This window comes from Burkholderia sp. MSMB1459WGS, assembly GCF_001534535.1.
In the GTDB taxonomy this organism is placed as follows: Bacteria; Pseudomonadota; Gammaproteobacteria; order Burkholderiales; family Burkholderiaceae; genus Burkholderia.
This window is the reverse complement of record NZ_LPMU01000039.1, coordinates 1-22,138: the sequence shown is the minus strand read 5'-3', so window position 1 is coordinate 22,138 and position 22,138 is coordinate 1. Positions and strand designations below refer to the sequence as shown.

Here is a 22,138-nt window from a genome sequence, read left to right as displayed (position 1 = left end):
ATGACGCCCGACACGCCCCGTCCGTCGGCGCCGCTGTGGCTGCTCGCGGAACTCACGTACCGCTGCCCGTTGCACTGCGCGTTCTGCTACAACCCGGTCGATTTCGCGACTCATGGCGCGGAACTCGATACCGACGCATGGCGCACGGTCATCAGTGATGCGCGCGCGCTCGGCGCCGCGCAAATCGGCTTCTCGGGCGGCGAGCCGCTGCAGCGCGGCGACCTCGAGACGCTCGTCGCGCATGCGCGCGGCCTTGGCTTCTATACGAACCTGATCACGTCGGGCATCGGGCTGAACGTCGCGCGCATCGAGCGGCTCAAGGCCGCCGGGCTCGACCACATCCAGTTGTCGCTGCAGGATTCGACGCGCGAGCTGAACGATTTCCTGACCAGCACGCGCACGTTCGAGCTGAAGCGCGACGTGGCGCGGCTGATCAAGGCGCACGGCTACCCGATGGTGCTCAACTGCGTGCTGCATCGCTACAACCTGCCGCACGTGGGGCAGATCATCGAGATGGCGCTCGATCTCGGCGCCGATTACCTGGAACTGGCGAACACGCAGTACTACGGCTGGGCGATGCTCAATCGCGACCAACTGATGCCGACCGTCGAGCAGGTGCGCGAGGCCGAGGAAACGGTCAACCGCTATCGCAAGCTGATCGGCGAGCGCTGCAAGATCCTGTTCGTCGTGCCCGACTATTTCGAGCGCCGCCCGAAGGCCTGCATGAACGGCTGGGGCTCGGTGTTCCTCGGCGTCGCACCGGACGGCACCGCGCTGCCGTGTCATGCCGCGCGGTCGCTGCCGGGGCTCGCGTTGCCGAACGTGCGCGACCGCGCGCTGCGGGAAATCTGGTACGACAGCGATGCGTTCAACGCGTTTCGCGGCGAAGACTGGATGAGAGCGCCGTGCCGCACGTGCGACGAGCGCCATGCGGATCACGGCGGTTGCCGGTGCCAGGCCCACCTGCTGGCCGGCGACCCGAAAGAGGCCGATCCGGTGTGCGCGAAGTCCGCGCATCACGACCGGATCGAACAGGCCGTGCAGTTCGCACGACGTCGTGCGCCGCGCGACGAACAGCCGCTGGTATTTCGCAGCAAGGAGAATTCGCTCGCGCAATGCGGCGCGGCGTGCGACGGCTGACGGGGTACGGCTGGGGACAGTGGCAGGGCGAGCGACACAGTGCGACGCGATGGATATCGGGACGATCGCTACGCAGTCCTCTTCATATCGTTGGCGACGCGCGATTTTCGCGTGCGAGGACGGCTGAACGCCGGACGGGGACCCGATGCGGCAGGCCGGGTGGTCGCCGCGCGTGTCGCGACCGGCAGCGGCTATCCGCGCCTCGATGCCGCGGCGCGCGACACGGGGCTGGCGAGCCGCTGCGCGACGCACGCGAAAAACGGTGCGCCGTCGCCGATGCGGGCGCGCGCACCGATCACGTTCAATCTCGACGAATGACCGGGCACGTCGGCGACATCACCCGTCGTCGGCCTTCGCCTGCAAATCCTTCAGCCCTTGAATCACGACCAGCAGCGCCCGGCCGTGCTCGTCCGAGCCATCCCACGCGTCGACGATCGCGTCGCGCAGCAGGTCGTTGTACCGGCGGCGCGATGGCTCCGTCTCGACACCATAGAAACTGCATAGCTTGTTGAATGGCGCGCTGCGGCGCAGCCGGCGCCCGTTCGACAGCCGAAGGCGCGACACGGTTGGCTGGCTGACCCCGGAAAGTCGCGCGATTTCGCTGGACGAGCGCGTATCTGCCATCAAGCGGCGCAACAGGTCTTGAACGGGAAAATCTTGGTCCGGGGCTTCCATGCGATGCATTATACCTATACAGTTACGGCTGTTGAATGGGCTTGCTGTCGACAGCGAGGCTGTATCCCGAGAAAGTTGATGACACTGAAACACCTCCCACCCACGTTCTGCTGGACCAAGATCGGTACCGAGTCCGGTGAGGAACTGCCGACCGTCGTGCTCCGCAAGGAATGGGAGCGCCGGCTCGGAGGCGGGCGCTTTCTGTGGGGCATCAACCAGCCGCTCGGCAACAGCGCGCAAGTCGCCGCGCATCGCACGGGCTCGCTGCTCGCGCTGTTTTCGCCGGTCGCGTCGCGCTCGCGCGCGGGCGAGCGCAAGGACGCGCTGCTGTGGAATGCGTGGGTCGACGCAAGCGGGCAGGTGCGGCCTTTGCCGCCGCACACGTTCATCGCCAGCCGTTCGACGTTGCCGTCGGGCCGGCGCCGCGAGCAGCACTACGCGCTCGTGTGCGCATCGTCCACCGCGCTGACGGTCGGCACGCAGTTGCGCGTGTTTCCCGACCACCTGCGCAGCGTGAGCACCGGCAGGCCGCTGGGCGCCGCGCAGGGAGCGGCCGTGGTCGACTGCATCGGGCGTGCGAAGGAGCAGACGGGCAAGAGCTATCCGCTCGCGCTGTCGGTGGAGCTCGAAGCACCGTATTTCGTGCGGCTCGCGCAGCCGTGCGTGCTGAAGGCGCGCGATCTCGCGGAAGTGAACAAGGCCACGCGCGCGGGCGATTTCGATCGCTTCGTCGAGCTGGTCGCGCGCTTGCGCGGCCGTTCGCCGACGGACGCCGTGCGCGGCGTCACGCGCGATCTGTTCGATGTGCCGCCGATCGAAACGGCGGCCGCGTATGTGGCGCCCACGCACGTCGCGCGCATGCGCAACCGGCCGGCGGTCGAGCATCCGCGCGATCTCACCGGCGATCTGTTCGACCTGTCGCCGGGTGAAGCTGCTGCGTTCGCCGGGCTCGCCCATCCGCGCATCGGGCGCGCGTGACGCCACGCGCGAAATCGTTCGCGCAAGAATTTGTTGCAATCTCTCCGTAGCGGATCGGCGAACGCGGAGCGACAATCGGCACGAAGCGCGCGGTGCCGCGGCCGATACGTCGCCACGCGACGGGGCGTGGTTCACGCCGCCGACATGCGTATCACGCACACTGAGCGTCGGCGTGCTTCACACTGCAATCCTGAGGGAGAAGTGTCGATGTCGACCCACATCTGTTCGCGGGAAGCGCGAGCCGCACAACGCTTCGTCGAAGCGACGCGCAACGTGGATCGGGCGTTTCGCGCGGTGCGCGGCGAAAGCGACGACGACGGCTCGTCGGCCGAATACGCACGCGCGATGTCGCGTCTCGATCGCGCGCTCGACGAGCTGGCGCGTGCACAGGAATTCTTCGATCGCATCGTCGGCGCGAGTGCCGCGCACGACAACTGACGGCTTCGTCGTTTCTCTGGTGTCGCGCGTCGAGCGGCGCGCATTCATCTTCTTGTCGGGCATTCATGCCCGGCATGCCGGTTCGTCATCCCGTTTCGATTTCCGGCGTCGGGCAGGCGTCGGCCGGATCGCCGCCGTAACGGAAGCTGCGCGTCAGCCCGCGCGTGTCATGCCCGGCGCGGCACGGGACGCGTAGCCGCGATGCTGGAACGAGGTCGCGAAAAACCGCATCTGATAGCGGATCGCATTCGCCCAGTAATCCCACGTATGGCCGCCCGGCCGCTCCGCATAGTCGTGCGGCACGCCGAGCGCGACGAGCCGTTCGTGCAGCGTGCGGTTCGAGCCGACGAAGGCATCGTCGCGGCCGCAATCGATCGTCAGGTCGAGATGCGCGCGCACGAACGCCCGCGCGCTTTCGACGATCACGTTGCGATTCCAGAACGACGGATGGCGATCGGGATCGCCGAACACGTGGGCGATCCCCGGCTCGTCCGTGCAGCAGCGCGGATCGACCGCGCCGCTGATGCTGCCGACCGCGCCGAACGTGTCGGGCCGGTCGAGCGCGATGCGCAGGGCGCCGAAGCCGCCCATGCTGAGCCCGGTGATCGCGCGCGCGTGCTGGGCCGCGATCGTGCGGAAATGCAGGTCGACATAGGACACGACTTCGTCGCCGACGAAGGTCTCGTAGCGGCTGCCCGAATCGAACGGGCTGTCGATGTACCAGCTTTCGTGTCCGCCGTCGGGCATCACGAGGATCACGCGATAGCGGTCGGCCAGCGCGGCGATGTGCGTGTTCGACGTCCAGTCGGTATGGTCGCCGCCCGAGCCGTGCAGCAGATAGACGACGGGGTAACGTTCGCCGTGGTTGTCGCGCGCGTAATCGTCGGGCAGCACGATGGTGGCCTTCAGCGTCTCGCTCATCGCGGCGCTCGGGATCGCGACGACCCGCGCATGGAAGGCGAAAGCAGGGCTCGTGACGGCGAGCAGCAGAAGGAGCCAGAAGGTACGTGCCAGGCGCATCGATCCTTGCATATGTCGACCCAGTCCGGCCGGAGGCCGGGAAAACCCTGTTCCGGCGACTCTAGCAACCGCGCCTTTCAACCATATTTCGGCGAATCCTACGGGTTGTCAGGCGGACGGCTTGCATACGATGCGCGCGATGGCGGCGCGCAACGCATCGGGCTGCTCGGCCGCGACCAGGTGCCCGCTGCCGGCGATCGTGTCGAAGCCGGCGCAGCGCGCGAGCGCGTGTTCGGGCACGTGCCAGCCCGCGCGCGAGCGTTCGCCGGCGATCAGCCAGACGGGGTGACGCTCGAACACCTGCGCGAGCGCCGGCAGATAGCCCGCGGCGCCGGTCGTCTCGATCACCGAGCGGCCCATCGCACGCAGCGTCGATGCCGGCTGATGCGCGAGCCAGCGGCGGGCGTCGTCGAGCTGGCGCGGCGACGGTGCGTCGATCGCGCCGCGCAGCCAGTCGAGCGGAGCCGCACGCAGGCCGTCGAGCATCGCATCGGCTTCGCCCGGCGTCATGCGGCCGACCGATGCCGACCAGAACGCATCGTCGAGCGTGAAATTGCCTTCGACGTTGACGATACGCCGCACCCGTTCGGGGTGCGCCTGCGCGAACAGCATCGCGATCGCGCCGCCGACCGAATGGCCGACGACATCGACCGGCTGCATGCCGAAGTACGTATCGACGGTTTGCCGCACGTGTTCGACCTGCGCGGCAAGCGAGATCGCGTCGGGCGGCGTGGCGCGATGCGAGCCGTAGCCGAGCAGGTCGGGGCAGAGATGCGGGCCGTTCCATCCGCGCACGTCGAACGTGCCGATGAAACCGTGAATGAAGACGACGGGGGTGGACGGGATCATGCGGCGTGCATCGAAGGAAGCGGCGGCAATTCGAGTTCGGCGAGCAGTTCGTCGAGTTCGAGCACGTGCGTGCGGTCGTGGTCGAGCAGCTCGCGCACGAGTTCGTCGAGCGACATGCGGCGGATGCCGTCGCGCAGCCCGCAGCGTGCGAGTTGCGACGGTTCCAGCACGGCCGCGGTGGCGCACAGCGCGGCGCGGCCGCGGCCGAACGCTGCGACGGCGAGATCGAGCGGCTGCGCGAGATAGTCGCGTTGCGCGGCGAGCGCGGTGCCGTCGACGGATTCGATCATGGGCAACTCGGCAGTACACACGGCGTCGATGCGCGCGGCGAACACCGCATCGAGATCGCGCAGGTGGCATGCGTGTTCGACGAGCGAGAAGCCGGTGCCGGCCGGGCGGCGCACGGCCAGCGCCGCCGGCACATGCGCCGCATAGGCGGCGAGCCGGGCGGGCATGCGAGCCAGCGCGGCGACGACGTCGGCGAACGGCAGCCGGTGCGGGTACGCGCTGAATACCGCGCCATAGCTGAACGGCGCACCGCCGAGCCGCCCGCGCGCCTGCACGACCTCATGGCCGTGGCGGCGCATGACGTCGGCGACCATCGCACCGCAGAACTGGCGGGCCGTCGTGTCGGCTTCGACTTCGGGGAACGTGCGCGCGATCTCGTCCTGGATCGCGCCGATCGCGGCGACGCCGACACGCGACAGCGCCGCGAACTCGAGATAGCGCTCGGGCCGATCGATCAACGCTTCGAGCTGGGCGCCGAGCGCGGTCGAGCGGAAACGGTCGAAACGGGAATGCATGACGAAGCCCTGCCCAGTAACGTGTCAAAACGATACGTTACTAGGCAGGGCTTCGTCAACCGTCACGTTTGACGCTTATGGCTTCTGCAGCCCGGGGGTGAATGCGGGGCTGAAATCCTCGGCCTCGAACAGCGGGCGGATCTCGATATCGGAGTCGCCGGGCATCGGGTTCGGGCAGCGCTTCACCCATTCGACGGCTTCCTCCATCGATTTCACCTGCCACAGCCAGTAGCCGGCGACGAGTTCCTTCGTTTCGGCGAACGGGCCGTCGATGACCGCGCGGCTTTTGCCCGAAAAATGCACGCGCTTGCCGTGGCTGCTCGGGCGCAACCCGTCGGCCGCGAGCAGGATGCCGGCTTTCATCAGTTCCTCGTTGAACCGGCCCATCGCGGCCAGCATGTCGGGGTCGGGCATTTGGCCGGATTCGGAATCGGCGGTGGCTTTGACGATGACCATGACGCGCATTGTCGTATCTCCTCGAACGTGAATAGGGCGCTTGCCGGCGGTGCGACGGCAAAACGATCGGTTACGACAATACGACGCGCGACGGCGACGCGAATCGACATCGCGGGCGAAAATTATTCTGGCGCGATCGAAGCGGTGGGGCGCGCTGCGCGGCCGCTGTCACGGAGCGCATCGGCAAAACTGGTATGCTGGCCCGCATCACGTGTACGTGGAGGGTGCCATGGCTGCCAAGGAAGTCTCGAAGAAGAAGTACCTGAAAATCCTGAACAAACGCCTGCGCGCGGAGCCGGCGGCCCCGGCCGGCGCGTCGTTCGTCTTTTTCCCGCTGGGTGCGAAGGCGAAGCATGCGACGGGCGTCGTGTCCGGCGACGCGCGCAGCAAGCGTGAACTGGCCGTGATGGCCGCGGTCCAGCGCAAGGCGGCCGAAGAATTCATCGTCGCCGACGCCTGACCGGCCCCGGCCGCACCGCTGCCGGATGACCGCCGCCGCGGCTCACGCGGCGGCGGCTTCGTAGTGAGCGATCGTGCCGGCGAGCACGTGCGGAACGTCGTGCGCGATCGCCGGGCCGTGCGTCGACGGGACGATGTCGAGATCGAGCGTCCGGATCCGGCGCAGCGCGCTCGTCGTGTGCGCGAGCCATCGATGCGATCCTCGAGCGGGAGTGAAAGCGGCGGCGCCGTCACGCGATCGTCGCGATATATCGAACCGGCGCGTCGATTCGGTCCAGCAGCGTCGCGCCGGATGCGAAGCGCGTCGATTCATGCAGCCCGCCGGGCGGTACCGAACGCTCGCCTCGCCCGAAACGGCTTGAAAACCGGCCGCGGCGATCAGGACGCCTCGTCCGCCGCCGCCACCGGATACCGGCCGCTGCCGCCCGTCTCGCCGCCTGCCGCCAGTTGCTCCAGCGCGAGCCCCTTCGTCTCGATCCCGAGCGTCCATACGGCGACGGCCGCCGCGACGAAGGACAGCGCACCGAGCGTGAACACGCCGCCCTGGCCGAACACCGGCAACACGACGCCGACCACGTAAGGCCCGATCAGCGAGCCGATCCGGCCGACCGCCGACGCGAAGCCCGAACCCGTCGCGCGTGCGCCGGTGCCGTACAGCTCGGGCGTGTACGTGTACAGCGCCGCCCACATTCCGAACAGGAAGAACTGCATCGCGAGGCCCGTGACGATCAGCAGCGTCGTGCTGCCGCCGTACAGCGCGCTCTGGCCGTACGCGTACGCCATCGCGCCGCCGCCGATCAGCGATGCGATGCAGGTCGGCTTGCGGCCCCAGCGTTCGACGAGCCACGCGGCGCACAGGAAGCCCGGCACGCCGCCGAGCGAAATCAGCACCGTGTAGAACACCGATTTCGTGACTTCGAAGCCGGCCTGCTGCAGCAGCGCGCCGAGCCACGACGTGAGGCCGTAGAAGCCGAGCAGCGCGAAGAACCACAGCAGCCAAACCATCACCGTGCGGCGGCGGTACACGCCGCTCCAGATCTCGCGCAATGCGCCGCGGCCACGGGCGGCGGCCGGCTCCGCAAGCCGCGACGGCGGCGGCAGCGTCGCGACGCCGGCCGAGCGCATCACCTTTGCCTCGATCGACTGCATCACCGTGTCGGCCTCCGCGTGCCGGCCCGCATGTTCGAGCCAGCGCGGCGATTCCGGCACGATACGGCGCACGACGAGCACGAACACGGCCGGAATCGCGAGCAGCGCGAACACGGTGCGCCAGCCGAATTGCGGCAGCACGAAATACGCGACGATGCCGGCCGTGATGAAGCCGAGCGGCCAGAAGCCGTCCATCAGCGCGATCAGGCGGCCGCGCTTCTCGGTCGGCACGAATTCCGACAGCAGCGTCTGCGCGACCGGAAACTCCATGCCCATCCCGATGCCGAGCAGCACGCGGTAGACGATCAGCGCGTCGACGCTCTGCGCGGTCGAGCACAGGTACGACGCGGCGCCCCACAGCACCATGCTCCACTGGAAAACGGGCCGGCGGCCGAAGCGGTCGGCGAGCAGGCCGGCGACGGCCGCGCCGAGCACCATCCCGAAGAAGCTCGCGCTCGCGACGAGGCCGGCGGCCGCGGTCGACAGGCCGAACTCCTTGCGGATCGAGCCGAGCACGAACGTCATCGTGCCGAGGTCGACCGAATCGAAGAAGAACGCGATCGCGATGATGAAGAAGATGCGCTTGTGATAGCCGGAGAACGGCAGGCGTTCGAGCCGGGCGGCGGCGGAGGCGGGAGCGGTGGCGGCGGGCATGGCGTCCTCTGAAATGAAAAAGGGGCCGCGCAGCGCATGCTCCAGGGCCCCGATGCTTCGTATTCAGTAGACGCGACCACAAACCGCCGCATCAGAGGAAAAGCGCCGCCTGCTTGCCCAAATGCGTCATCGGCGGGCGGCGCGTGTGACGCCGGCCGTCGTCAATTCTTCAGTTTGTAGCCGGTGCGGAACATCCACGCGACGATCGCGAGCAGGATCACGAGGAACAGCGTGGTTGCAGCGAGACTGATCCACACGTGCACGTCGGCGATCCCGTAGAACGACCAGCGGAAGCCGCTGATCAGGTAGACGATCGGATTGAACAGCGTGATCACGCGCCACGCGGGCGGCAGCATGTCGACCGAATAGAAGCTGCCGCCGAGGAACGTGAGCGGCGTGATGATCAGCAGCGGCACGAGCTGCAGTTTCTCGAAGCTGTCGGCCCAGATGCCGATCACGAAGCCGAACAGGCTGAAGGTGACGGCCGTCAGCACCAGGAACAGCACCATCCAGAACGGATGCAGGATGTGCAGCGGCACGAACAGGCCGGCCGTGGCGAGGATGATCACGCCGAGCAGGATCGACTTCGACGCGGCCGCGCCGACGTACGCGATCACGATTTCCCAGTACGACACGGGCGCGGACAGGATCTCGTAGATCGTCCCCGTGAAGCGCGGGAAGTAGATGCCGAACGACGCGTTCGAGATGCTCTGCGACAGCAGCGACAGCATCACGAGGCCCGGCACGATGAACGACCCGTAGCCGATGCCGTTCACGTCGCTGATGCGCGAGCCGATCGCCGAGCCGAACACGACGAAATACAGCGACGTCGAGATCACCGGCGCGATGATGCTCTGCATCAGCGTACGGCGCGTGCGGGCCATTTCTGCGCGATAGATCGCGCGGATTCCATGCCAGTTCATCAGTTGCTCCGAGAAACCCCGTCCTTCAGGACGGGGAGGAAAGGATTGCTATTGACAGACAGCTTCTTCCACGGATTAGGATCACCGACATGATCCTTGTCTACCGCTACCGCGTGAAGTCGCTCAACGGACTGCTTAACAAGCAGAGCCGCGCGGTGAACGACGTCTGGAATTTCTGCAACGACACGCAGAAGCTCGCGCTCGATCTGGTGCGGCGGTTCGATTACATCGCGGTCGGCAACGTGTCGGCCAAAAAACTCGCCAAAACCAGGATGGCGAAGAGCGTCTACGACGCATCCTGGTCGTCCTTCAGAAACAAGCTCCGCTACAAAGCGATCGCGCACGGAGTCACGTTCGAGGAAGTGGACGAAAGCGGTTCGACCCAGTCCTGTTCGTCGTGTGGGTCGAAAGACAGCACGACGCGGCCGAAAGGTATCGCGGGACTGCGAATAAGAGAGTGGGTTTGTGGTGGCTGTGGTGTCTTGCATGATCGAGATACCAACGCTGCTTTGAACATTCTCCGATGCGGACGTGCATCGCCAGGTGTGGGAATCCTCTCCCTTTAGGGAGCGGAGGACGTCAAGCGTCAGGCTCCTTGCACGCCGTTGCGGCGGTTGTCGATCAGGCTGACGAAAATGTCTTCCAGCGAGCTCTGCGTCGTGTGCAGGTCGCGAAAGCCGATGCCGGCCGAGCCGAGCGCATTGATGAGCTTCGCGATGCTCGCGTCGTCGCGCTGCGAATCGTACGTATAGACGAGCGCGGCGCCGTCCTCCGCGCGTTCGAGCCCGAACGGCGCGAGCGCGGGCGGCACGTCCGCGAGCGGCTGCTCGAGCTGCACGGTGAGCTGTTTCTTGCCGAGCTTGCGCATCAGTTCGCGCTTTTCCTCGACGAGCACGAGTTCGCCGCCGAGGATGATGCCGATCCGGTCGGCCATCTCTTCGGCCTCCTCGATGTAGTGCGTGGTCAGCAGGATCGTCACGCCGCTTTCGCGTAGCGAATCGACGAGCTTCCACATGTCGCGGCGCAGTTCGACGTCGACGCCGGCCGTCGGTTCGTCGAGGAACAGGATGCGCGGTTCGTGCGACAGCGCCTTCGCGATCATCACGCGGCGCTTCATGCCGCCCGACAGCGTCATCAGCTTGTTGTCGCGCTTGTCCCACAGCGACAGCGCCTTCAGCGTCTTCTCGATGTATGCGGGATCGGGCGCCTTGCCGAACAGGCCGCGGCTGAACGACACGGTGGCCCAGACGGTTTCGAACGCGTCGGTGGTCAGCTCCTGCGGCACGAGGCCGATCATTTCGCGGGCCGCGCGGTATTGATCGCGGATGTCGTGGCCGCCGACCGTCACGCGGCCTTCGGTCGGCGTGACGATGCCGCAGATCGAGCCGATCAGCGTCGTCTTGCCGGCGCCGTTCGGCCCGAGCAGCGCGAAGATCTCGCCGGGGCGGATGTCGAGGGTCACGTGCTTCAGCGCCTGGAAGCCGGACGCGTAAGTCTTGGAGAGGTCGGAGACGGAAAGGATCGGTTGCATGCTCACGGATGGCACGGCCGCCCGGCGCGACGGCGGGCGCCGCGCGTGCCCGGCGCCGCCGCCGCTGCGAAGCGGCCGGGACCGGGGACGGCATGGCGAACGGGCGTCATGTCGAACGGTATTGTGGTGCGGGATCGCGGGACCGCCATATTAGCAATCGGCAGATCGAAATGCATTTCGGTGGAAAGGCAGGGTCGTGCCGGTGCCGGATTTGCGTGAATGGCGGCGATATCGACTCATGATTCGGCGCTTTATTCGAGCGATGCGAACAATGTGGACGGTTTTCCGCGAACCGGCTGCGACCGCGCGCCCGCTCGGCGGGCTGGCCGACTGTGCTGCCTGCCGGCCCGCGCGCCGTACCGGGACGGCACGCGTGGCGCTCGCGATAATGCGTTCCTTTCACGGTGATACGGAGCGGGCGCATGTCCTTGATCGATTTCAAATCCGTGGCGGACGCACAGGCTGCTGCATGGAAATCCACGATCGTCGGCGAAGTCGGCCCGGCCCGGATCAAAGTGCTGCGCATGGATGCGCAGCCTTACGAAGCGGAAGTGCACGACTACGACGAGGGACTGCTGGTGCTCGACGGCACGCTGATGCTGGAGGTGGAGGCGGAAACGGTCGCGGTCGGGGCCGGGCAGATGTATCTCGCGCGCGCCGGCACGCGCCACGCGGTGCTGCCCGGCAGCCACGGCACACTCGCGATCATCGACGTCTGAGGTTGCGGCGCAGCATGCGCGCGGGCCGCCGAAGGCTGGCCGGCTTGGCTCGACGCGGATCGGCGGTTGCCGTTCAAACGCGTGTTCCAGGGGCCGGTATTTGTCTGAGCAAATAAAATGAAGGCCGTTTGAAAAACTGTCAAATACCGTGCACCGGCTAGGATCGCGCGGTTTCATTCGTTTGGAACTCTGCATCCATTTACTTGTGGGAAGCGTCCGATCATAGTCTCGACAAACGACGCATCACGATAACGAATCAAGCGTACGTATGGAGACCACACCATGAGACGCCTATCCGTGGGGCCAGCGGGACTGCCGCTTTCCGATATTTCGCTGAATGCAGGCGCGACGCAGCTCGCGCGGCTGCATCGTCACCTCGCCGTGTAGCGGCAAGCCACTTTCCGTTTCGATCGTTCCGACGGCGCCGTGCCGCATGACGGCGCTGCGGGAGCGCGCTCGTCTGCTGCATGTGCCCGACCGGCATCGCGGCCGCCTTGCGTGCATCGTCATGCGCCGCGCCGTTCGTGCGGCGGCGCGATACCAACCGGCGGGCCATGCAGCCCGGCCGGACGAGACTTGTCGTACCTGAAAAGGAGGGGTTGATGATTTGCATTCCTGAATGGCGGAAGGCGATCCTGTCGTGCGCGGTGCTGGCGCTGCCGTTCGTCGCCGGTTGCGGCGGCGGCGACGATCCGGGGCCGATCACCGTGCCGCAGTGCTCGGGCAGCGCATGCGGGCCGAGCGGCGCGGAAACGACGCCGCCCGTCGTGACGAAGCTGTGTCCCGACGCGCTCGATTACACGACGACATATACGGGCGGCGCCGGCAGCGGCGAGTACGTGAAGGTGAAATTCGATACGACGAAGCTCACCTATCAGATGCAGTTCGTCGAATCGTCGGTGCCGACCTCGGCAGGGCAGATCAACGACACGCGCGCGGGCCTGACGATCAGCGGCGCGTTCCATCATCCGACCAATCTCCCGACGGCCGAGCAGAATCGTTGCGCGTTCGTGCTCGACAGCGGTGCGACGAGCGACGGTGCGTATTCGGTGACGATCAATCGCGCCGATCCGCCGATGCTGTTCGTCGGCAACGGCGTGGTGGGCGGCGGAATTCCGGGCGCGACGATTGCGTTCCAGGGCATCGAACTCGTGCCGGGTCTCTTCCTCGGCTCGGTGCCGTCGCGCACGTTCGACTTCTATCCGTTCATCGGCTTTACCGACACCGAAACGGATTTCGCGAAGGTGGCCGGCGTGTACAACGAAGTCGGCATTCACCTGCAGCCGACCGGCACCACCTATCAGACCACCACGCCGCAGGGATGGCAGCCGGACGTCGTGAACTGGAACCAGACGCTCAATGCGGACGGCTCGTGCACGATCACGCCAGGCAGCGACTACTCGTGCCAGACGACCGGCTCGCCGTGGACCTTGCGCAAGAATGCGGACGGTACGCCCGACAACGTGTTCGTCAGCCATGCGCAGTCGGGGCAGGCTTATCCTTCGGCAGGCCAGGGACAGCCGCTCGTGATCCTCGTGCCAAGCCAGGCGCACGGCGTGATGATCGTCGGCAAGCTGAACGGCGCGCTGGTGCCGGTCGTGATCCGCGTCGGGTATGCGTATGCCGCGCCGGGCAATCCGCTGGGTTCGGTGGCCGATGCGGAGGTCGGCATCTCGATGCTCGCCCCTGCCAAAGCCGTGGCGCCCAACCTGCTGAAGGGCGGGTTCATCGGTGCGACGAGTGCATCCGCATGCGGTGTAGTGACCAACAACGGACCGTCGGGCAGCGCGGCAGGCACGGCGCCGAGCTTCAATCCGTTCGTTCCGCACCCGGACCTGCCGGGCACGTTCAACACGGCTTTCAATTACTTCACGCCTTCCGCCGGCAACTGCAGCGACGGCACCGCCGTGTCGACCATCGCGGCGAACTACACGTCGACGCTGTTCCAGGGCAATACCGCGGCGTTCATCGACCCCCAGACGTCGAGGGCGACCGCGCAGTTCGGGTTGGACTATACGCAGGCGTCGCCCGGCAAGATCGCCGTCACGGCCAACAGCGACTTCAACGCGAAGGGTGCGACCGGCAACGTGGCGATCTTCAGCAAGGGCGACACGGGCTGGCTCGTGACGGCCGGCAACGTCTACGCGATGGTCGTCAACAACAACAAGGTCAACCCGTTCTTCACGGTCGGCGCGTTCGTCCAGTAACCCTGCATTGAACACGTAACACCGGCGGCGCATGCGTCGCCGCCGGCGAATCGAATTTCAAGAGGATTCCTATGAATGTGAAACATTGGATGGCTGCGGCGTCGCTCGCGCCCGTGCTGGCCGCATGCGGCGGCGACGGCGACCCGCCGCCCGCGCCGGTGGTGCGGCTGTGCCCGCAGACGATCGACTACAACACGGTGTTTGTCGGCGGCTCCGGGTCGGGCGAGCTCGTGAAGGTGCAGCTCGACACGACGAAGATGACGTACCGGATGACCTACCTCGCGTCGCCGGTGCCGACCGCGACGGGCACCGTGCAACCGACCCGCGACACGGCGCCCGCCAATGTGGTCGACGGCACGCTGGCCGACGAAACGGGGCTGCCGACGGTGAAGCTGAACCAGTGCACGTTCCGGATGCAGAACGCAAGCCTCGACCCGAGCCGGCCCGCGCGGCTGTTCCTCGGCGAAGGCGTGCTGGGCGGCGCGATCCCCGGCGCGACGATCCAGTTCGACGGCGTGATCGGCGTCGGCAAGATCCCGAAGACGACGTTCCCGTACTACCCGTTCATCAGCTTCTCGTCGCTCGAAACCGACCTGACGAAGATCGCCGGCACGTACAACCAGCTCGGCTATCACCAGGTGCCGTCGCAGAACTTCCAGCCGGTGGCGCTCGACCAGAAGGTGACGATCAACGCGGACGGCAGCTATACGGAAACCGACAACTTCGGCAAGAAGAACGGCGGGCAGCCGCTTGCGTCGAGCGCGACCGTGAACCAGCCGTTCACGCTGCGCCCCGATGCACCGGCATTCCAGTCGCTCAACTACCAGCCGCAGATTCCGCCGACGCTCGCCGCACTGGATCCGGCGAAGGCCGGCAAGGGGATTCTGATCGTCGGCAAGCTGCGCAACCAGCTCGTGCCGATCTTCATCCGTACCGGCGCCGCGAACGCGGACCTCACGCAAGGCCCGCCGAGCGCGGACGACGAATCGGGCATCTCGTTCCTGAGCCCGCAGACGGCCATCGCGCAGGGCTCGCAGGACGGCGAGTACACGGGCGTCGACAGCGCGTTCAACTACCGCGCGACCGCACTCGTCGGCGCACAGGCCACGTTGCTCGATCCGTTCAACGCGTCGCAGGCCGCGCTCACGCGCGCGCTGAACCTCGACTACACGCAGAAGGTGCCGGGCGTCGTGACGACCGTGCATGCGGACGCGGCGTCGGGGCCGGCGACCGGCAAGTTCGTGTTCACAGGCGGCGTGTTCGGGTTCCTCGACATGGCCGATACGAGCAACCCGTACTTCACGGTCGGCGCGTTCGTGCAGTGACCGCGTGCGGATGGAGACACGGCGGCGCCGCGCGCGAATGCGCGGCGCCCGGACGGAACGAGGGGGAGACTTCATGAAGAAGCTGATTGTCGCGGGTGTCGTCGCAGGCGTATCGACGCTCGCATCGGCCCAGCAGGCGGGCGACAACGTCGCGACGCTGGGCTGGCTGCACATCATGCCGCAGGATTCGACCAACGGGCTGACGACGAATCTCGCGAACATGCCGATCAACGGACCGTTGCGGCTGCCCGGGTCGTTCACGTCGCCGGGCACGAGCCTGACGGTCAACAACGCCGATACGGTCGGCCTCACGCTCACGCACTTCTTCACCGACCACATCGCGGTGACGTCGGTGCTCGGCGTGCCGCCCGAGTTCACGCTCACCGGGCACGGCGTGATCAGGCCGCCTGGGCCGGCCGGTGCGCTCGGCAACGTCGACATGGACAAGTCGGCGAACCAGCCGGCCGTGAAGAACGCGCGGCAGTGGAGCCCGACGATCATTCTGCAGTACTACTTCAATTCGTCGACGGCGAAGTTCCGCCCGTTCGTCGGAATCGGCGTGGCCTACAGCTGGTTCAGCAACATCGAACTGAACGGCAACTTCGCGAAGGACATCAACGAGAACCTCGGCAGCGTGCTCGCCGCCGGCGCCGGCAAGCCGGGTGCGACGTCGGTGGAGGGCAAGGCGTCGTCGTCGTTCACGCCGGTCTACAACATCGGCGCGAGCTACGCGATCGACAAGCACTGGGGGCTCACGGCGACGCTGACGTACATGCCGCTGAAGACTTACTCGTCGCTCGTGATCAAGGCGGCCGACGGGTCGACGCTCGCGACCACGCGCACGAAGTTGAAGGCCGACCCGTTGATCACGTTCGTCGGGATTTCCTACAAGTTCTGAGCCGACCGGTGTGCATGACGCGTGCCGGCGGCTTCCTGCGACCGGCCGGCCGGCTCGTTCCGGCCGGAAGGTCGCGTTCCTGGCGGCGTGCCGCCATTTGTGAAGAGAGGGGGCAGTTCAAATGAGCATTCGCAAAATCGTATCGCTTGTTGCTGCAGTGGCTTTCACCGCGGTTTCGGCCGCGCCTGCTTTCGCCGTCACCGTTTCGCGTGCGGACGGTCAGCCGATGAATCCGAACGGCGAACCGTTCTCCGCTTCGGGCATCACGAACCTCAGCAAAGGGTCGATCTCCGCGGGCTGTACCGCGACCTTCAACGGCACGATCACGTCGACCGGCATCGTCAACATCACGTCGACGACGTTCACGGGCGGCGCGACGTGCTCGCTGATCAGCGGCAGCGCGAGCAGTACGTCGCCGTGGACTGGCCAGGCCGACAGCACGACGCAACTGTCGATCAACAACGTGAAGGTGAACGTCACGCTGCTCGGCACCTGCGGGCCGAGCAAGGTCGTGACGGCGTGGAGCGATGCGAACTCGTCGCTGACGTTCAACAACGCCGCGCTGACGCCGGACTGTACGGTGGGCGGTACCGTCCTGACGTCGCCGAAGTTCCACGTGCAGTAAGCGTCGCGTAATCGAAGCGGGAACCCGCCGCGCACGAGGGCCGTGCATGCGGTATGGGCGGCGGGTTTTCGCGGCTTTGACGGGTTCGTGCCGTCGCGCGTATCGGCGCGGCGGCCGGCCGACCGCCCGTGTCGCGATCCGACGCGGGTGGAGCGACAGAGCCGGCGTGGCATGCTGCGCCTCCAGATCCCATTGAAACAAGACCAAGCCAATTGGCCAGAACCATCCCGGACGACCCATGCTTACCGATCCAGCAAAGTATGGCGATGCCCGCGGCGCGACGCCCGACCGGCTGCGCACGGCCGCGTGGTTGCAGTACCTGATCGACCATCTCGACGCGGCGGTTTGCGCGGCGACCGCGAGCGATGCCGGCGACAGGACCGTCGTCGCGTCGCCCACGATACGTGTGGGGACTGGCGCGAGCCTGTCCCGGGAAGCCACTGCCGTTCTCCACCGGCTGGTGCCGTGGGTCGCAACGGACGGCGGCGGATGTGCATGCGACCCGGCCGATCCGCTCGGCCCATGCTCGCATGTGCCGTCCGCGCCGCAGCTCGCCGAAGCCGAACATTGCTGCCCCGGCTCGCGCGCCGTATTCGACACCGCGCACGGAGTAATCGAGGCGTGCGCATTCGACGATCCCGACGTGGGCTGGGCCGCGCTCGAACGGATTGCAGATGGCGTCGAATGCGGCGGCGACCCGGGCGCACGCATCGCGAACGAACATGACGGGCAGCGCGAGACGCCGCCTGCGAAGAATCTGAGAGCCACACTGACCGCCGTCACGGCAACGCGCACGGCAACGCCGGCCCGTCCCGGCGCCGTCATCGACGCGATCGTGCTGCGCGTCTGCGGGCCGCGCGACGATGCAGCGCGCGTCGACGAGATGGCCGCGCTCGCGATGTTCTGCGCGGACCTTGCGGCCGGCAAGGAGATTTCCTTCGCCGCGTACGGCGGTCAGCACAATCTGGTGGCACGGGCGATTCGCGAACGACGCACCGATCTCGCGTCGGTGGACGGCTTGCTCGCGGCGGTGTCCGTATGCCGGCTCGACCGGCTCGTCGGCGCGGGCAGTTTCTGGGCGTATTACCTGCTCGCGGGCATCGTGATCGCGGCGCCGGGCTTGGTGCGCGAGTTCGCGCGGCGTTTTCATGGAGACGCGTGGCAAGCTTGGCTCGACGAAGCGCTCGCGTGGCCGGCGGTCGACCGCTTCGGGATGAAGGAGGATGTCGCGTTCGATCGGCTACGCGGCGCGATGAGCCTGACGTCGCGATCGAATCCGATCGTGCGCGCGAAACGCGTGCGGTCCGTTACGCGGGTACGGTTTTCCGGAGACTGAATGAATATGGCAGCACACCCCATCCCTTCCGTCGATGCGGCGATCGTGCCGCTCGACCGCCTTCACTTCGTGGATCTCGAAACCGGCGCTTGCGGATTCGACAACTGGCTGCAGTCAGTCAGCGGCGGATATGTCACCTGTCGGGCCCCGGTATCGGCTTGGACGACGAAGTGCGGTTCCTGCCGACGCTCCCGCCGGTCGACAAGGCGACGATCGCGAGTGTGTGGCCGCGATTCGGTGAATGGCGCGTGCGCGCCGACACGGTGACGAACGCAAGTTCGATCGACGGCGTCTCAGCGTTCCGGCTCATTTGCCGGCGTGCCGCTATCGAGTTCGAACTTCCTGCGATCCTTGCCGCGAATCCAGTGAGGTTCTCTTCCACGCCCGCTCCACGTTGCTCCGCTGACCGGATCGAAGTAGCGCGGACGGGCCTTGCGCTTCCGGATGTCCGGGAACAGTTCGTCCAGGGTGAATTGAAATTCCACGACCGCCTTCAGAATCTCCGCCAACACTTTCTTTCGACAGGAAAATTTATTCTCATTGACCTTTTCCTCTGGCGCGGATTTTCTCGCCGGGCAATCTGAAGGCTCGTTCATCTTGGTCTCGTGTGGCGAATTGATATTGTAATTGGGTATGGAGTAATGTCATGGCCGGATCGGAAATTGCCGAGCCGAATTCGACTATTTCTCGATTCGTCGTAATGGCAGGTTTCGATATTTCAATGATTGTCGAAAGTGTGATTCCATAAATTCAAGTATGTAATTTGTGGTGAATTTTTATGAACTGGCGAACTTCCCGGGGGCGTATGAAATTGTATCGACGGCGGGCTGGGGGGTGATTCTTTAAATAAATATCTTTACATGATTTGCAGTTGTCGTTTTATTTAATTGATTTATTTTCCAATCCTGAGTGTCGTGGATTTTCACGATATTGGTGCATAGATGAGTTGGGCGATGACCGCGCCTGAAGGCGATGTATCGCGGGCGCGGGCGGAACGAGGGGAGCCGAGCTGATCGCCACGCGGTGTATCGACGCGATGTCGACCGAATAACACGCGTAAACCGGGAGCGTCGCGTGCGAGTCGGCGTGCAGGAGCGGCTCGTCTGGCGGCCGGTTACAGACTACGGAAGACGAATGCGGATGGCGCGACAAGGGATGTCTGCAAGGCGTCGGTCGGGGCAGGCCGCGCTCGCGCGAACAGGGGACGCGACGCAAGGGTTCGCGATCGGCGTGACGGCGGCATACTGTGCGTCGGTCCGTTTCCGCCTCCTTCATGCAATGACGCCCCGAGCGACAGTCGCAACTGCGACGCCCGGGGCGCTGCGACTTACCACTTACCACTGATAGGAGACGCCTCCACCGTAAGTACTGCCATTGCTGCTGATCCCGACACCGAGCTTTGCCTTCAGGTTGTCGCTGAAGCGGACCGACACGCCGATTGCCGACGCCGAGTACCCTTGGTAGCTGCCGCCACCGATCCCGACCGCGATCGTTTTGCCCGGGTCGACTTCCGGAATCATCGTCAACGCGGTTGCCGCGGCGACGCCTGAGTACGCACGACGGGCCACCTCGTTGACGTTGGATTGGACGCCCCACAGTTGATTCATGTTCGCGGCGTCCGTGCCGTCGATACCAGGCGCCACGTTCGTCAGCCGACGTTCATTGCCCGGGGATCCGAAAGAAACGGTGTTCGGCGCGGAGGCCACCGAGCCCGTGCCGATCGCAACGGAGTTCGGGGCGCTTGCCATGCTGCCCTGGCCTACCGCGGTCGTATTGGCTCCCGAAGCCGTCGATCCTTGGCCCAATGCCGTCGAATTGTCGCCCGTTGCGGCTGCAGCTTGGCCGTCGGCCTTCGAGTTTTTCCCCGAAGCGATTGCCCCTTGACCCACGGCGGTCGAGTTTTGTCCCGACGCCATGGCGTCTTTGCCCACTGCGGTCGAATTCGCGCCCGACGCGGTCGCACTATGGCCGATCGCCGTCGAATTCGCGGATGCCGACGATCCTGAACCGATTGCGGTGCTGCCATCCGTCGTCTGCGTTTTGATCGAGATCAGCGGCGCGACCGCGGTCGAAAGAGACGACAGGCTGGCGTTGGTCGTCGAAAGGCCGGTCGACAGCGATGCGACGTTGCTGGTTGTCGAACTCAGTCCTGTCGACAACGACGTAATGCTGCTGCTCGTCGAACTGAGCCCGGTCGACAGCGAACTGATCGCAGTCGAGGTCGACGTGGACAGCGACGCCACGTTGCTGTTGGTCGAACTCAGGCCGGCGGACAGCGCGTCGACTGCCAGGTTCGTCGCGTTGAGCTGGCTGCCGTTGATCGCGTCCGTGCTGGTAGCGTTGACCTGACCGGCGGCGACGTTCGTGATCTGGCGCTCATGACCCGGTGAACCGACGCTGAGCACCCCGATCGGTTTGGTGCCGTAGACCGGATATGTGATGCCGCCGACCGTGACGGTCGACACGCCGACCGCGTTGCCCGTGACCGAGCCCGCGCCGAGCGCGATCGAGTTGGCGACGTTCGCGGTGGCGTTCGAGCCGAGGGCGAGCGCGTTGGCCGCGCTGGCCGTGGACTGGTTGCCCAGCGCAATCGTGTTGTCTGCGGTGGCCTGGTTCGACGTGCCGAGGGCGAGTGCGCTCGTGCCGGTTGCAGTGTTCGCGTTGCCGAGCGCCACTGCGCCGTTGCCGGTCGCCGTGTCGTTCGCGCCCATCGCTACCGCGCCGTCGCCGCTCGCCGTGTTGCCGGAGCCGACCGAGACTGCCTTGCCGCTCGTTGCCGAGGCATTCTGGCCGATGGCGACCGCGCCGTCCGCAGAAGCGTTGGCGCTGTCGCCGACGGCGACGCTGCTGACACCCGTTGCGGAGGCGCCGACGCCCGCGGCGAGCGCGTTGGGTGCCGTTGCGCCCTTGTTATCGTAGTTGCCCTGCTGCGTGCCGTTGTCGTTGACGCTGTAGTAGTGCGTCTTCGCGGCATCGATCGCGGCCGACGTCGACGTCGACATCGATGTCAGCAAGCTGTTGGTGGAGCTCAGGCCGGTGGATAGCGACGAGACGTTGCTGTTGGTGGAGCTCAGGCTGGTGGACAGCGACGAGACATTGCTGTTGGTGGAACTCAGGCCGGTGGACAGCGACGAAACATTGCTGTTGGTGGAGCTCAGGCCGGTGGACAGCGACGAAACATTGCTGTTGGTCGAGCTCAGACCGGTCGACAGCGACGAGACATTGCTGTTGATGGAACTCAGGCCGGTGGACAACGACGAGACGTTGCTGTTGGTGGAGCTCAGGCCCGTCGACAGCGATGAAACATTGCTGTTCGTCGAGCTCAAACCGGTGGACAGCGACGAGACGTTGCTGTTCGTGGAGCTCAGTCCGGAGGACAGCGACGAAACATTGCTGTTGGTTGAGCTCAGACCGGAGGATAGCGACGAGACATTGCTGTTGGTGGAGCTCAAACCGGTGGACAGCGACGAGACATTGCTGTCGGTGGAACTCAGGCCGGTCGACAACGACGAAACATTGCTGTTGGTGGAGCTCAGGCCGGTCGACAACGACGAGACGTTGCTGTTGGCCGAGCTCAGGCCGGTCGACAGCGACGAGACGTTGCTGTTCGTGGAGCTCAGTCCGGAGGACAGCGACGAAACATTGCTGTTGGTCGAGCTCAGTCCGGAGGATAGCGACGAGACATTGCTGTTGGTGGAGCTCAAACCGGTGGACAGCGACGAGACGTTGTTGTTAGTGGAGCTCAGACCGGAGGACAGCGACGAGACATTGCTGTTGGTGGAGCTCAGGCCGGTCGACAACGACGAGACGTTGCTGTTGGTGGAGCTCAGGCCGGACGACAACGACGAAACATTGCTGTTGGTGGAGCTCAGGCCAGTCGACAGCGATGAAACATTGCTGTTCGTCGAGCTCAAACCGGTGGACAGCGACGAGACATTGCTGTCGGTGGAACT

At 65.8% G+C, this 22,138-nt stretch carries 22 protein-coding genes and 2 pseudogenes; 13 read left to right on the top strand and 11 right to left on the bottom strand.

What is annotated here, in order from left to right; genetic code table 11:
* Both pqqE and WT97_RS34580 read left to right on the top strand, forming a co-directional pair.
* Positions 1 to 1,140 (top strand): pyrroloquinoline quinone biosynthesis protein PqqE, encoded by a 1,140-nt coding sequence (gene pqqE / locus WT97_RS16055; protein WP_060353784.1) that lies wholly within the window; start codon positions 1 to 3, stop codon positions 1,138 to 1,140.
* 159 nt (positions 1,141 to 1,299) lie between these two features.
* Entirely contained in the window at positions 1,300 to 1,458 is a 159-nt protein-coding gene (locus WT97_RS34580; RefSeq protein ID WP_179949782.1) for a hypothetical protein, read from the top strand.
* Between the two features lie 18 nt (positions 1,459 to 1,476).
* Here the strand turns inward: WT97_RS34580 and WT97_RS16050 are convergent, their stop codons facing one another.
* Positions 1,477 to 1,815: a helix-turn-helix transcriptional regulator gene (locus WT97_RS16050; protein ID WP_059502228.1), complete on the bottom strand. Its 339-nt coding sequence runs from the start codon at positions 1,813 to 1,815 to the stop codon at positions 1,477 to 1,479.
* Positions 1,816 to 1,893: 78 nt separating this feature from the next.
* Between WT97_RS16050 and WT97_RS16045 the strand changes: the two genes are divergently transcribed.
* Together WT97_RS16045 and WT97_RS16040 are read left to right on the top strand one after the other, a co-directional pair.
* The gene (locus WT97_RS16045) at positions 1,894 to 2,793 is read left to right on the top strand and encodes a hypothetical protein (RefSeq protein WP_059790041.1); all 900 of its coding nucleotides are present in this window, start codon (positions 1,894 to 1,896) and stop codon (positions 2,791 to 2,793) included.
* Between the two features lie 207 nt (positions 2,794 to 3,000).
* Positions 3,001 to 3,231 carry a hypothetical protein gene (locus WT97_RS16040; RefSeq protein WP_059502751.1) on the top strand — a complete coding sequence of 77 codons (231 nt, stop codon included), beginning with the start codon at positions 3,001 to 3,003 and terminating at the stop codon, positions 3,229 to 3,231.
* Positions 3,232 to 3,384: 153 nt separating this feature from the next.
* Here WT97_RS16040 and WT97_RS16035 read toward each other — a convergent pair whose 3' ends face one another.
* The 4 genes from WT97_RS16035 to WT97_RS16020 all read right to left on the bottom strand — a co-directional run bounded on the left by WT97_RS16035 (position 3,385) and on the right by WT97_RS16020 (position 6,368).
* A complete protein-coding gene (locus tag WT97_RS16035) occupies positions 3,385 to 4,251 on the bottom strand; it encodes an alpha/beta hydrolase family protein (RefSeq protein ID WP_179949781.1) in 867 nt (288 codons plus the stop codon).
* A 108-nt stretch (positions 4,252 to 4,359) separates the two neighbouring features.
* Positions 4,360 to 5,100, bottom strand: coding sequence for an alpha/beta fold hydrolase (locus WT97_RS16030; protein WP_059790045.1), 741 nt, complete (start codon positions 5,098 to 5,100; stop codon positions 4,360 to 4,362).
* Positions 5,097 to 5,903, bottom strand: a complete 807-nt coding sequence (locus WT97_RS16025) for a DinB family protein (protein WP_060353782.1) — start codon at positions 5,901 to 5,903, stop codon at positions 5,097 to 5,099. The genes WT97_RS16030 and WT97_RS16025 overlap by 4 nt, the downstream gene beginning before the upstream one ends.
* Positions 5,904 to 5,978: 75 nt before the next feature.
* Positions 5,979 to 6,368 carry a YciI family protein gene (locus tag WT97_RS16020; RefSeq protein ID WP_059502240.1) on the bottom strand — a complete coding sequence of 130 codons (390 nt, stop codon included), beginning with the start codon at positions 6,366 to 6,368 and terminating at the stop codon, positions 5,979 to 5,981.
* A gap of 220 nt (positions 6,369 to 6,588) precedes the next feature.
* Here WT97_RS16020 and WT97_RS16015 point away from each other — a divergent pair, with 220 nt between their 5' ends.
* On the top strand, positions 6,589 to 6,819 hold the full coding sequence (locus WT97_RS16015; protein WP_059790049.1) for a hypothetical protein: 231 nt from the start codon (positions 6,589 to 6,591) through the stop codon (positions 6,817 to 6,819).
* A 42-nt stretch (positions 6,820 to 6,861) separates the two neighbouring features.
* On the opposite strand, the gene WT97_RS34575 is transcribed toward WT97_RS16015, so the two are convergent.
* From WT97_RS34575 to WT97_RS16000, 3 genes are all read right to left on the bottom strand, one after another.
* Positions 6,862 to 7,131, bottom strand: coding sequence for a hypothetical protein (locus WT97_RS34575; RefSeq protein ID WP_060030925.1), 270 nt, complete (start codon positions 7,129 to 7,131; stop codon positions 6,862 to 6,864).
* Between the two features lie 65 nt (positions 7,132 to 7,196).
* Positions 7,197 to 8,621: an MFS transporter gene (locus WT97_RS16005; protein ID WP_060353781.1), complete on the bottom strand. Its 1,425-nt coding sequence runs from the start codon at positions 8,619 to 8,621 to the stop codon at positions 7,197 to 7,199.
* A gap of 161 nt (positions 8,622 to 8,782) precedes the next feature.
* Positions 8,783 to 9,544, bottom strand: coding sequence for an ABC transporter permease (locus WT97_RS16000; RefSeq protein WP_059502249.1), 762 nt, complete (start codon positions 9,542 to 9,544; stop codon positions 8,783 to 8,785).
* A 191-nt stretch (positions 9,545 to 9,735) separates the two neighbouring features.
* Between WT97_RS16000 and WT97_RS15995 the strand changes: the two are divergent.
* Positions 9,736 to 10,110: pseudogene (locus tag WT97_RS15995) on the top strand (RNA-guided endonuclease InsQ/TnpB family protein); the annotation flags it as partial.
* A gap of 20 nt (positions 10,111 to 10,130) precedes the next feature.
* Here WT97_RS15995 and WT97_RS15990 read toward each other — a convergent pair.
* On the bottom strand, positions 10,131 to 11,075 hold the full coding sequence (locus WT97_RS15990) for an ABC transporter ATP-binding protein (RefSeq protein WP_027781348.1): 945 nt from the start codon (positions 11,073 to 11,075) through the stop codon (positions 10,131 to 10,133).
* A 422-nt stretch (positions 11,076 to 11,497) separates the two neighbouring features.
* Between WT97_RS15990 and WT97_RS15985 the strand changes: the two genes are divergently transcribed.
* From WT97_RS15985 to WT97_RS15960, 6 genes are all read left to right on the top strand, one after another.
* Entirely contained in the window at positions 11,498 to 11,794 is a 297-nt protein-coding gene (locus WT97_RS15985) for a cupin domain-containing protein (protein ID WP_059502253.1), read from the top strand.
* Between the two features lie 602 nt (positions 11,795 to 12,396).
* Positions 12,397 to 14,001: a DUF2957 domain-containing protein gene (locus WT97_RS15980; RefSeq protein ID WP_059790062.1), complete on the top strand. Its 1,605-nt coding sequence runs from the start codon at positions 12,397 to 12,399 to the stop codon at positions 13,999 to 14,001.
* A 71-nt stretch (positions 14,002 to 14,072) separates the two neighbouring features.
* Positions 14,073 to 15,326: a DUF2957 domain-containing protein gene (locus tag WT97_RS15975; protein ID WP_059502257.1), complete on the top strand. Its 1,254-nt coding sequence runs from the start codon at positions 14,073 to 14,075 to the stop codon at positions 15,324 to 15,326.
* Positions 15,327 to 15,399: 73 nt separating this feature from the next.
* Positions 15,400 to 16,224 (top strand): OmpW family protein, encoded by an 825-nt coding sequence (locus WT97_RS15970; RefSeq protein ID WP_034204235.1) that lies wholly within the window; start codon positions 15,400 to 15,402, stop codon positions 16,222 to 16,224.
* 121 nt (positions 16,225 to 16,345) lie between these two features.
* Entirely contained in the window at positions 16,346 to 16,849 is a 504-nt protein-coding gene (locus WT97_RS15965) for a hypothetical protein (protein ID WP_059790063.1), read from the top strand.
* Positions 16,850 to 17,087: 238 nt separating this feature from the next.
* The gene (locus WT97_RS15960; protein ID WP_060353779.1) at positions 17,088 to 18,185 is read left to right on the top strand and encodes a hypothetical protein; all 1,098 of its coding nucleotides are present in this window, start codon (positions 17,088 to 17,090) and stop codon (positions 18,183 to 18,185) included.
* Between the two features lie 293 nt (positions 18,186 to 18,478).
* Here the strand turns inward: WT97_RS15960 and WT97_RS32855 are convergent, their stop codons facing one another.
* Positions 18,479 to 18,781: an H-NS family nucleoid-associated regulatory protein gene (locus WT97_RS32855; RefSeq protein ID WP_082741812.1), complete on the bottom strand. Its 303-nt coding sequence runs from the start codon at positions 18,779 to 18,781 to the stop codon at positions 18,479 to 18,481.
* 738 nt (positions 18,782 to 19,519) lie between these two features.
* A pseudogene (locus tag WT97_RS15955) lies at positions 19,520 to 21,814 on the bottom strand (YadA family autotransporter adhesin); the annotation flags it as partial.
* 61 nt (positions 21,815 to 21,875) lie between these two features.
* Between WT97_RS15955 and WT97_RS35190 the strand changes: the two are divergent.
* Positions 21,876 to 22,138: hypothetical protein (locus WT97_RS35190; RefSeq protein ID WP_373558480.1), on the top strand; the 263-nt coding region annotated here is incomplete at its 3' end.

What these genes read in the sequence shown, in the direction of transcription:
- pqqE (WP_060353784.1), top strand. Translation starts at nt 1, where the DNA reads ATGACGCCCGACACGCCCCGTCCGTCGGCGCCGCTGTGGCTGCTCGCG.
- WT97_RS16050 (WP_059502228.1), bottom strand. Translation starts at nt 1,815, where the DNA reads ATGGAAGCCCCGGACCAAGATTTTCCCGTTCAAGACCTGTTGCGCCGC.
- WT97_RS16045 (WP_059790041.1), top strand. Translation starts at nt 1,894, where the DNA reads ATGACACTGAAACACCTCCCACCCACGTTCTGCTGGACCAAGATCGGT.
- WT97_RS16040 (WP_059502751.1), top strand. Translation starts at nt 3,001, where the DNA reads ATGTCGACCCACATCTGTTCGCGGGAAGCGCGAGCCGCACAACGCTTC.
- WT97_RS16035 (WP_179949781.1), bottom strand. Translation starts at nt 4,251, where the DNA reads ATGCGCCTGGCACGTACCTTCTGGCTCCTTCTGCTGCTCGCCGTCACG.
- WT97_RS16030 (WP_059790045.1), bottom strand. Translation starts at nt 5,100, where the DNA reads ATGATCCCGTCCACCCCCGTCGTCTTCATTCACGGTTTCATCGGCACG.
- WT97_RS16025 (WP_060353782.1), bottom strand. Translation starts at nt 5,903, where the DNA reads ATGCATTCCCGTTTCGACCGTTTCCGCTCGACCGCGCTCGGCGCCCAG.
- WT97_RS16020 (WP_059502240.1), bottom strand. Translation starts at nt 6,368, where the DNA reads ATGCGCGTCATGGTCATCGTCAAAGCCACCGCCGATTCCGAATCCGGC.
- WT97_RS16015 (WP_059790049.1), top strand. Translation starts at nt 6,589, where the DNA reads ATGGCTGCCAAGGAAGTCTCGAAGAAGAAGTACCTGAAAATCCTGAAC.
- WT97_RS34575 (WP_060030925.1), bottom strand. Translation starts at nt 7,131, where the DNA reads ATGAATCGACGCGCTTCGCATCCGGCGCGACGCTGCTGGACCGAATCG.
- WT97_RS16005 (WP_060353781.1), bottom strand. Translation starts at nt 8,621, where the DNA reads ATGCCCGCCGCCACCGCTCCCGCCTCCGCCGCCGCCCGGCTCGAACGC.
- WT97_RS16000 (WP_059502249.1), bottom strand. Translation starts at nt 9,544, where the DNA reads ATGAACTGGCATGGAATCCGCGCGATCTATCGCGCAGAAATGGCCCGC.
- WT97_RS15990 (WP_027781348.1), bottom strand. Translation starts at nt 11,075, where the DNA reads ATGCAACCGATCCTTTCCGTCTCCGACCTCTCCAAGACTTACGCGTCC.
- WT97_RS15985 (WP_059502253.1), top strand. Translation starts at nt 11,498, where the DNA reads ATGTCCTTGATCGATTTCAAATCCGTGGCGGACGCACAGGCTGCTGCA.
- WT97_RS15980 (WP_059790062.1), top strand. Translation starts at nt 12,397, where the DNA reads ATGATTTGCATTCCTGAATGGCGGAAGGCGATCCTGTCGTGCGCGGTG.
- WT97_RS15975 (WP_059502257.1), top strand. Translation starts at nt 14,073, where the DNA reads ATGAATGTGAAACATTGGATGGCTGCGGCGTCGCTCGCGCCCGTGCTG.
- WT97_RS15970 (WP_034204235.1), top strand. Translation starts at nt 15,400, where the DNA reads ATGAAGAAGCTGATTGTCGCGGGTGTCGTCGCAGGCGTATCGACGCTC.
- WT97_RS15965 (WP_059790063.1), top strand. Translation starts at nt 16,346, where the DNA reads ATGAGCATTCGCAAAATCGTATCGCTTGTTGCTGCAGTGGCTTTCACC.
- WT97_RS15960 (WP_060353779.1), top strand. Translation starts at nt 17,088, where the DNA reads ATGCTTACCGATCCAGCAAAGTATGGCGATGCCCGCGGCGCGACGCCC.
- WT97_RS32855 (WP_082741812.1), bottom strand. Translation starts at nt 18,781, where the DNA reads ATGAACGAGCCTTCAGATTGCCCGGCGAGAAAATCCGCGCCAGAGGAA.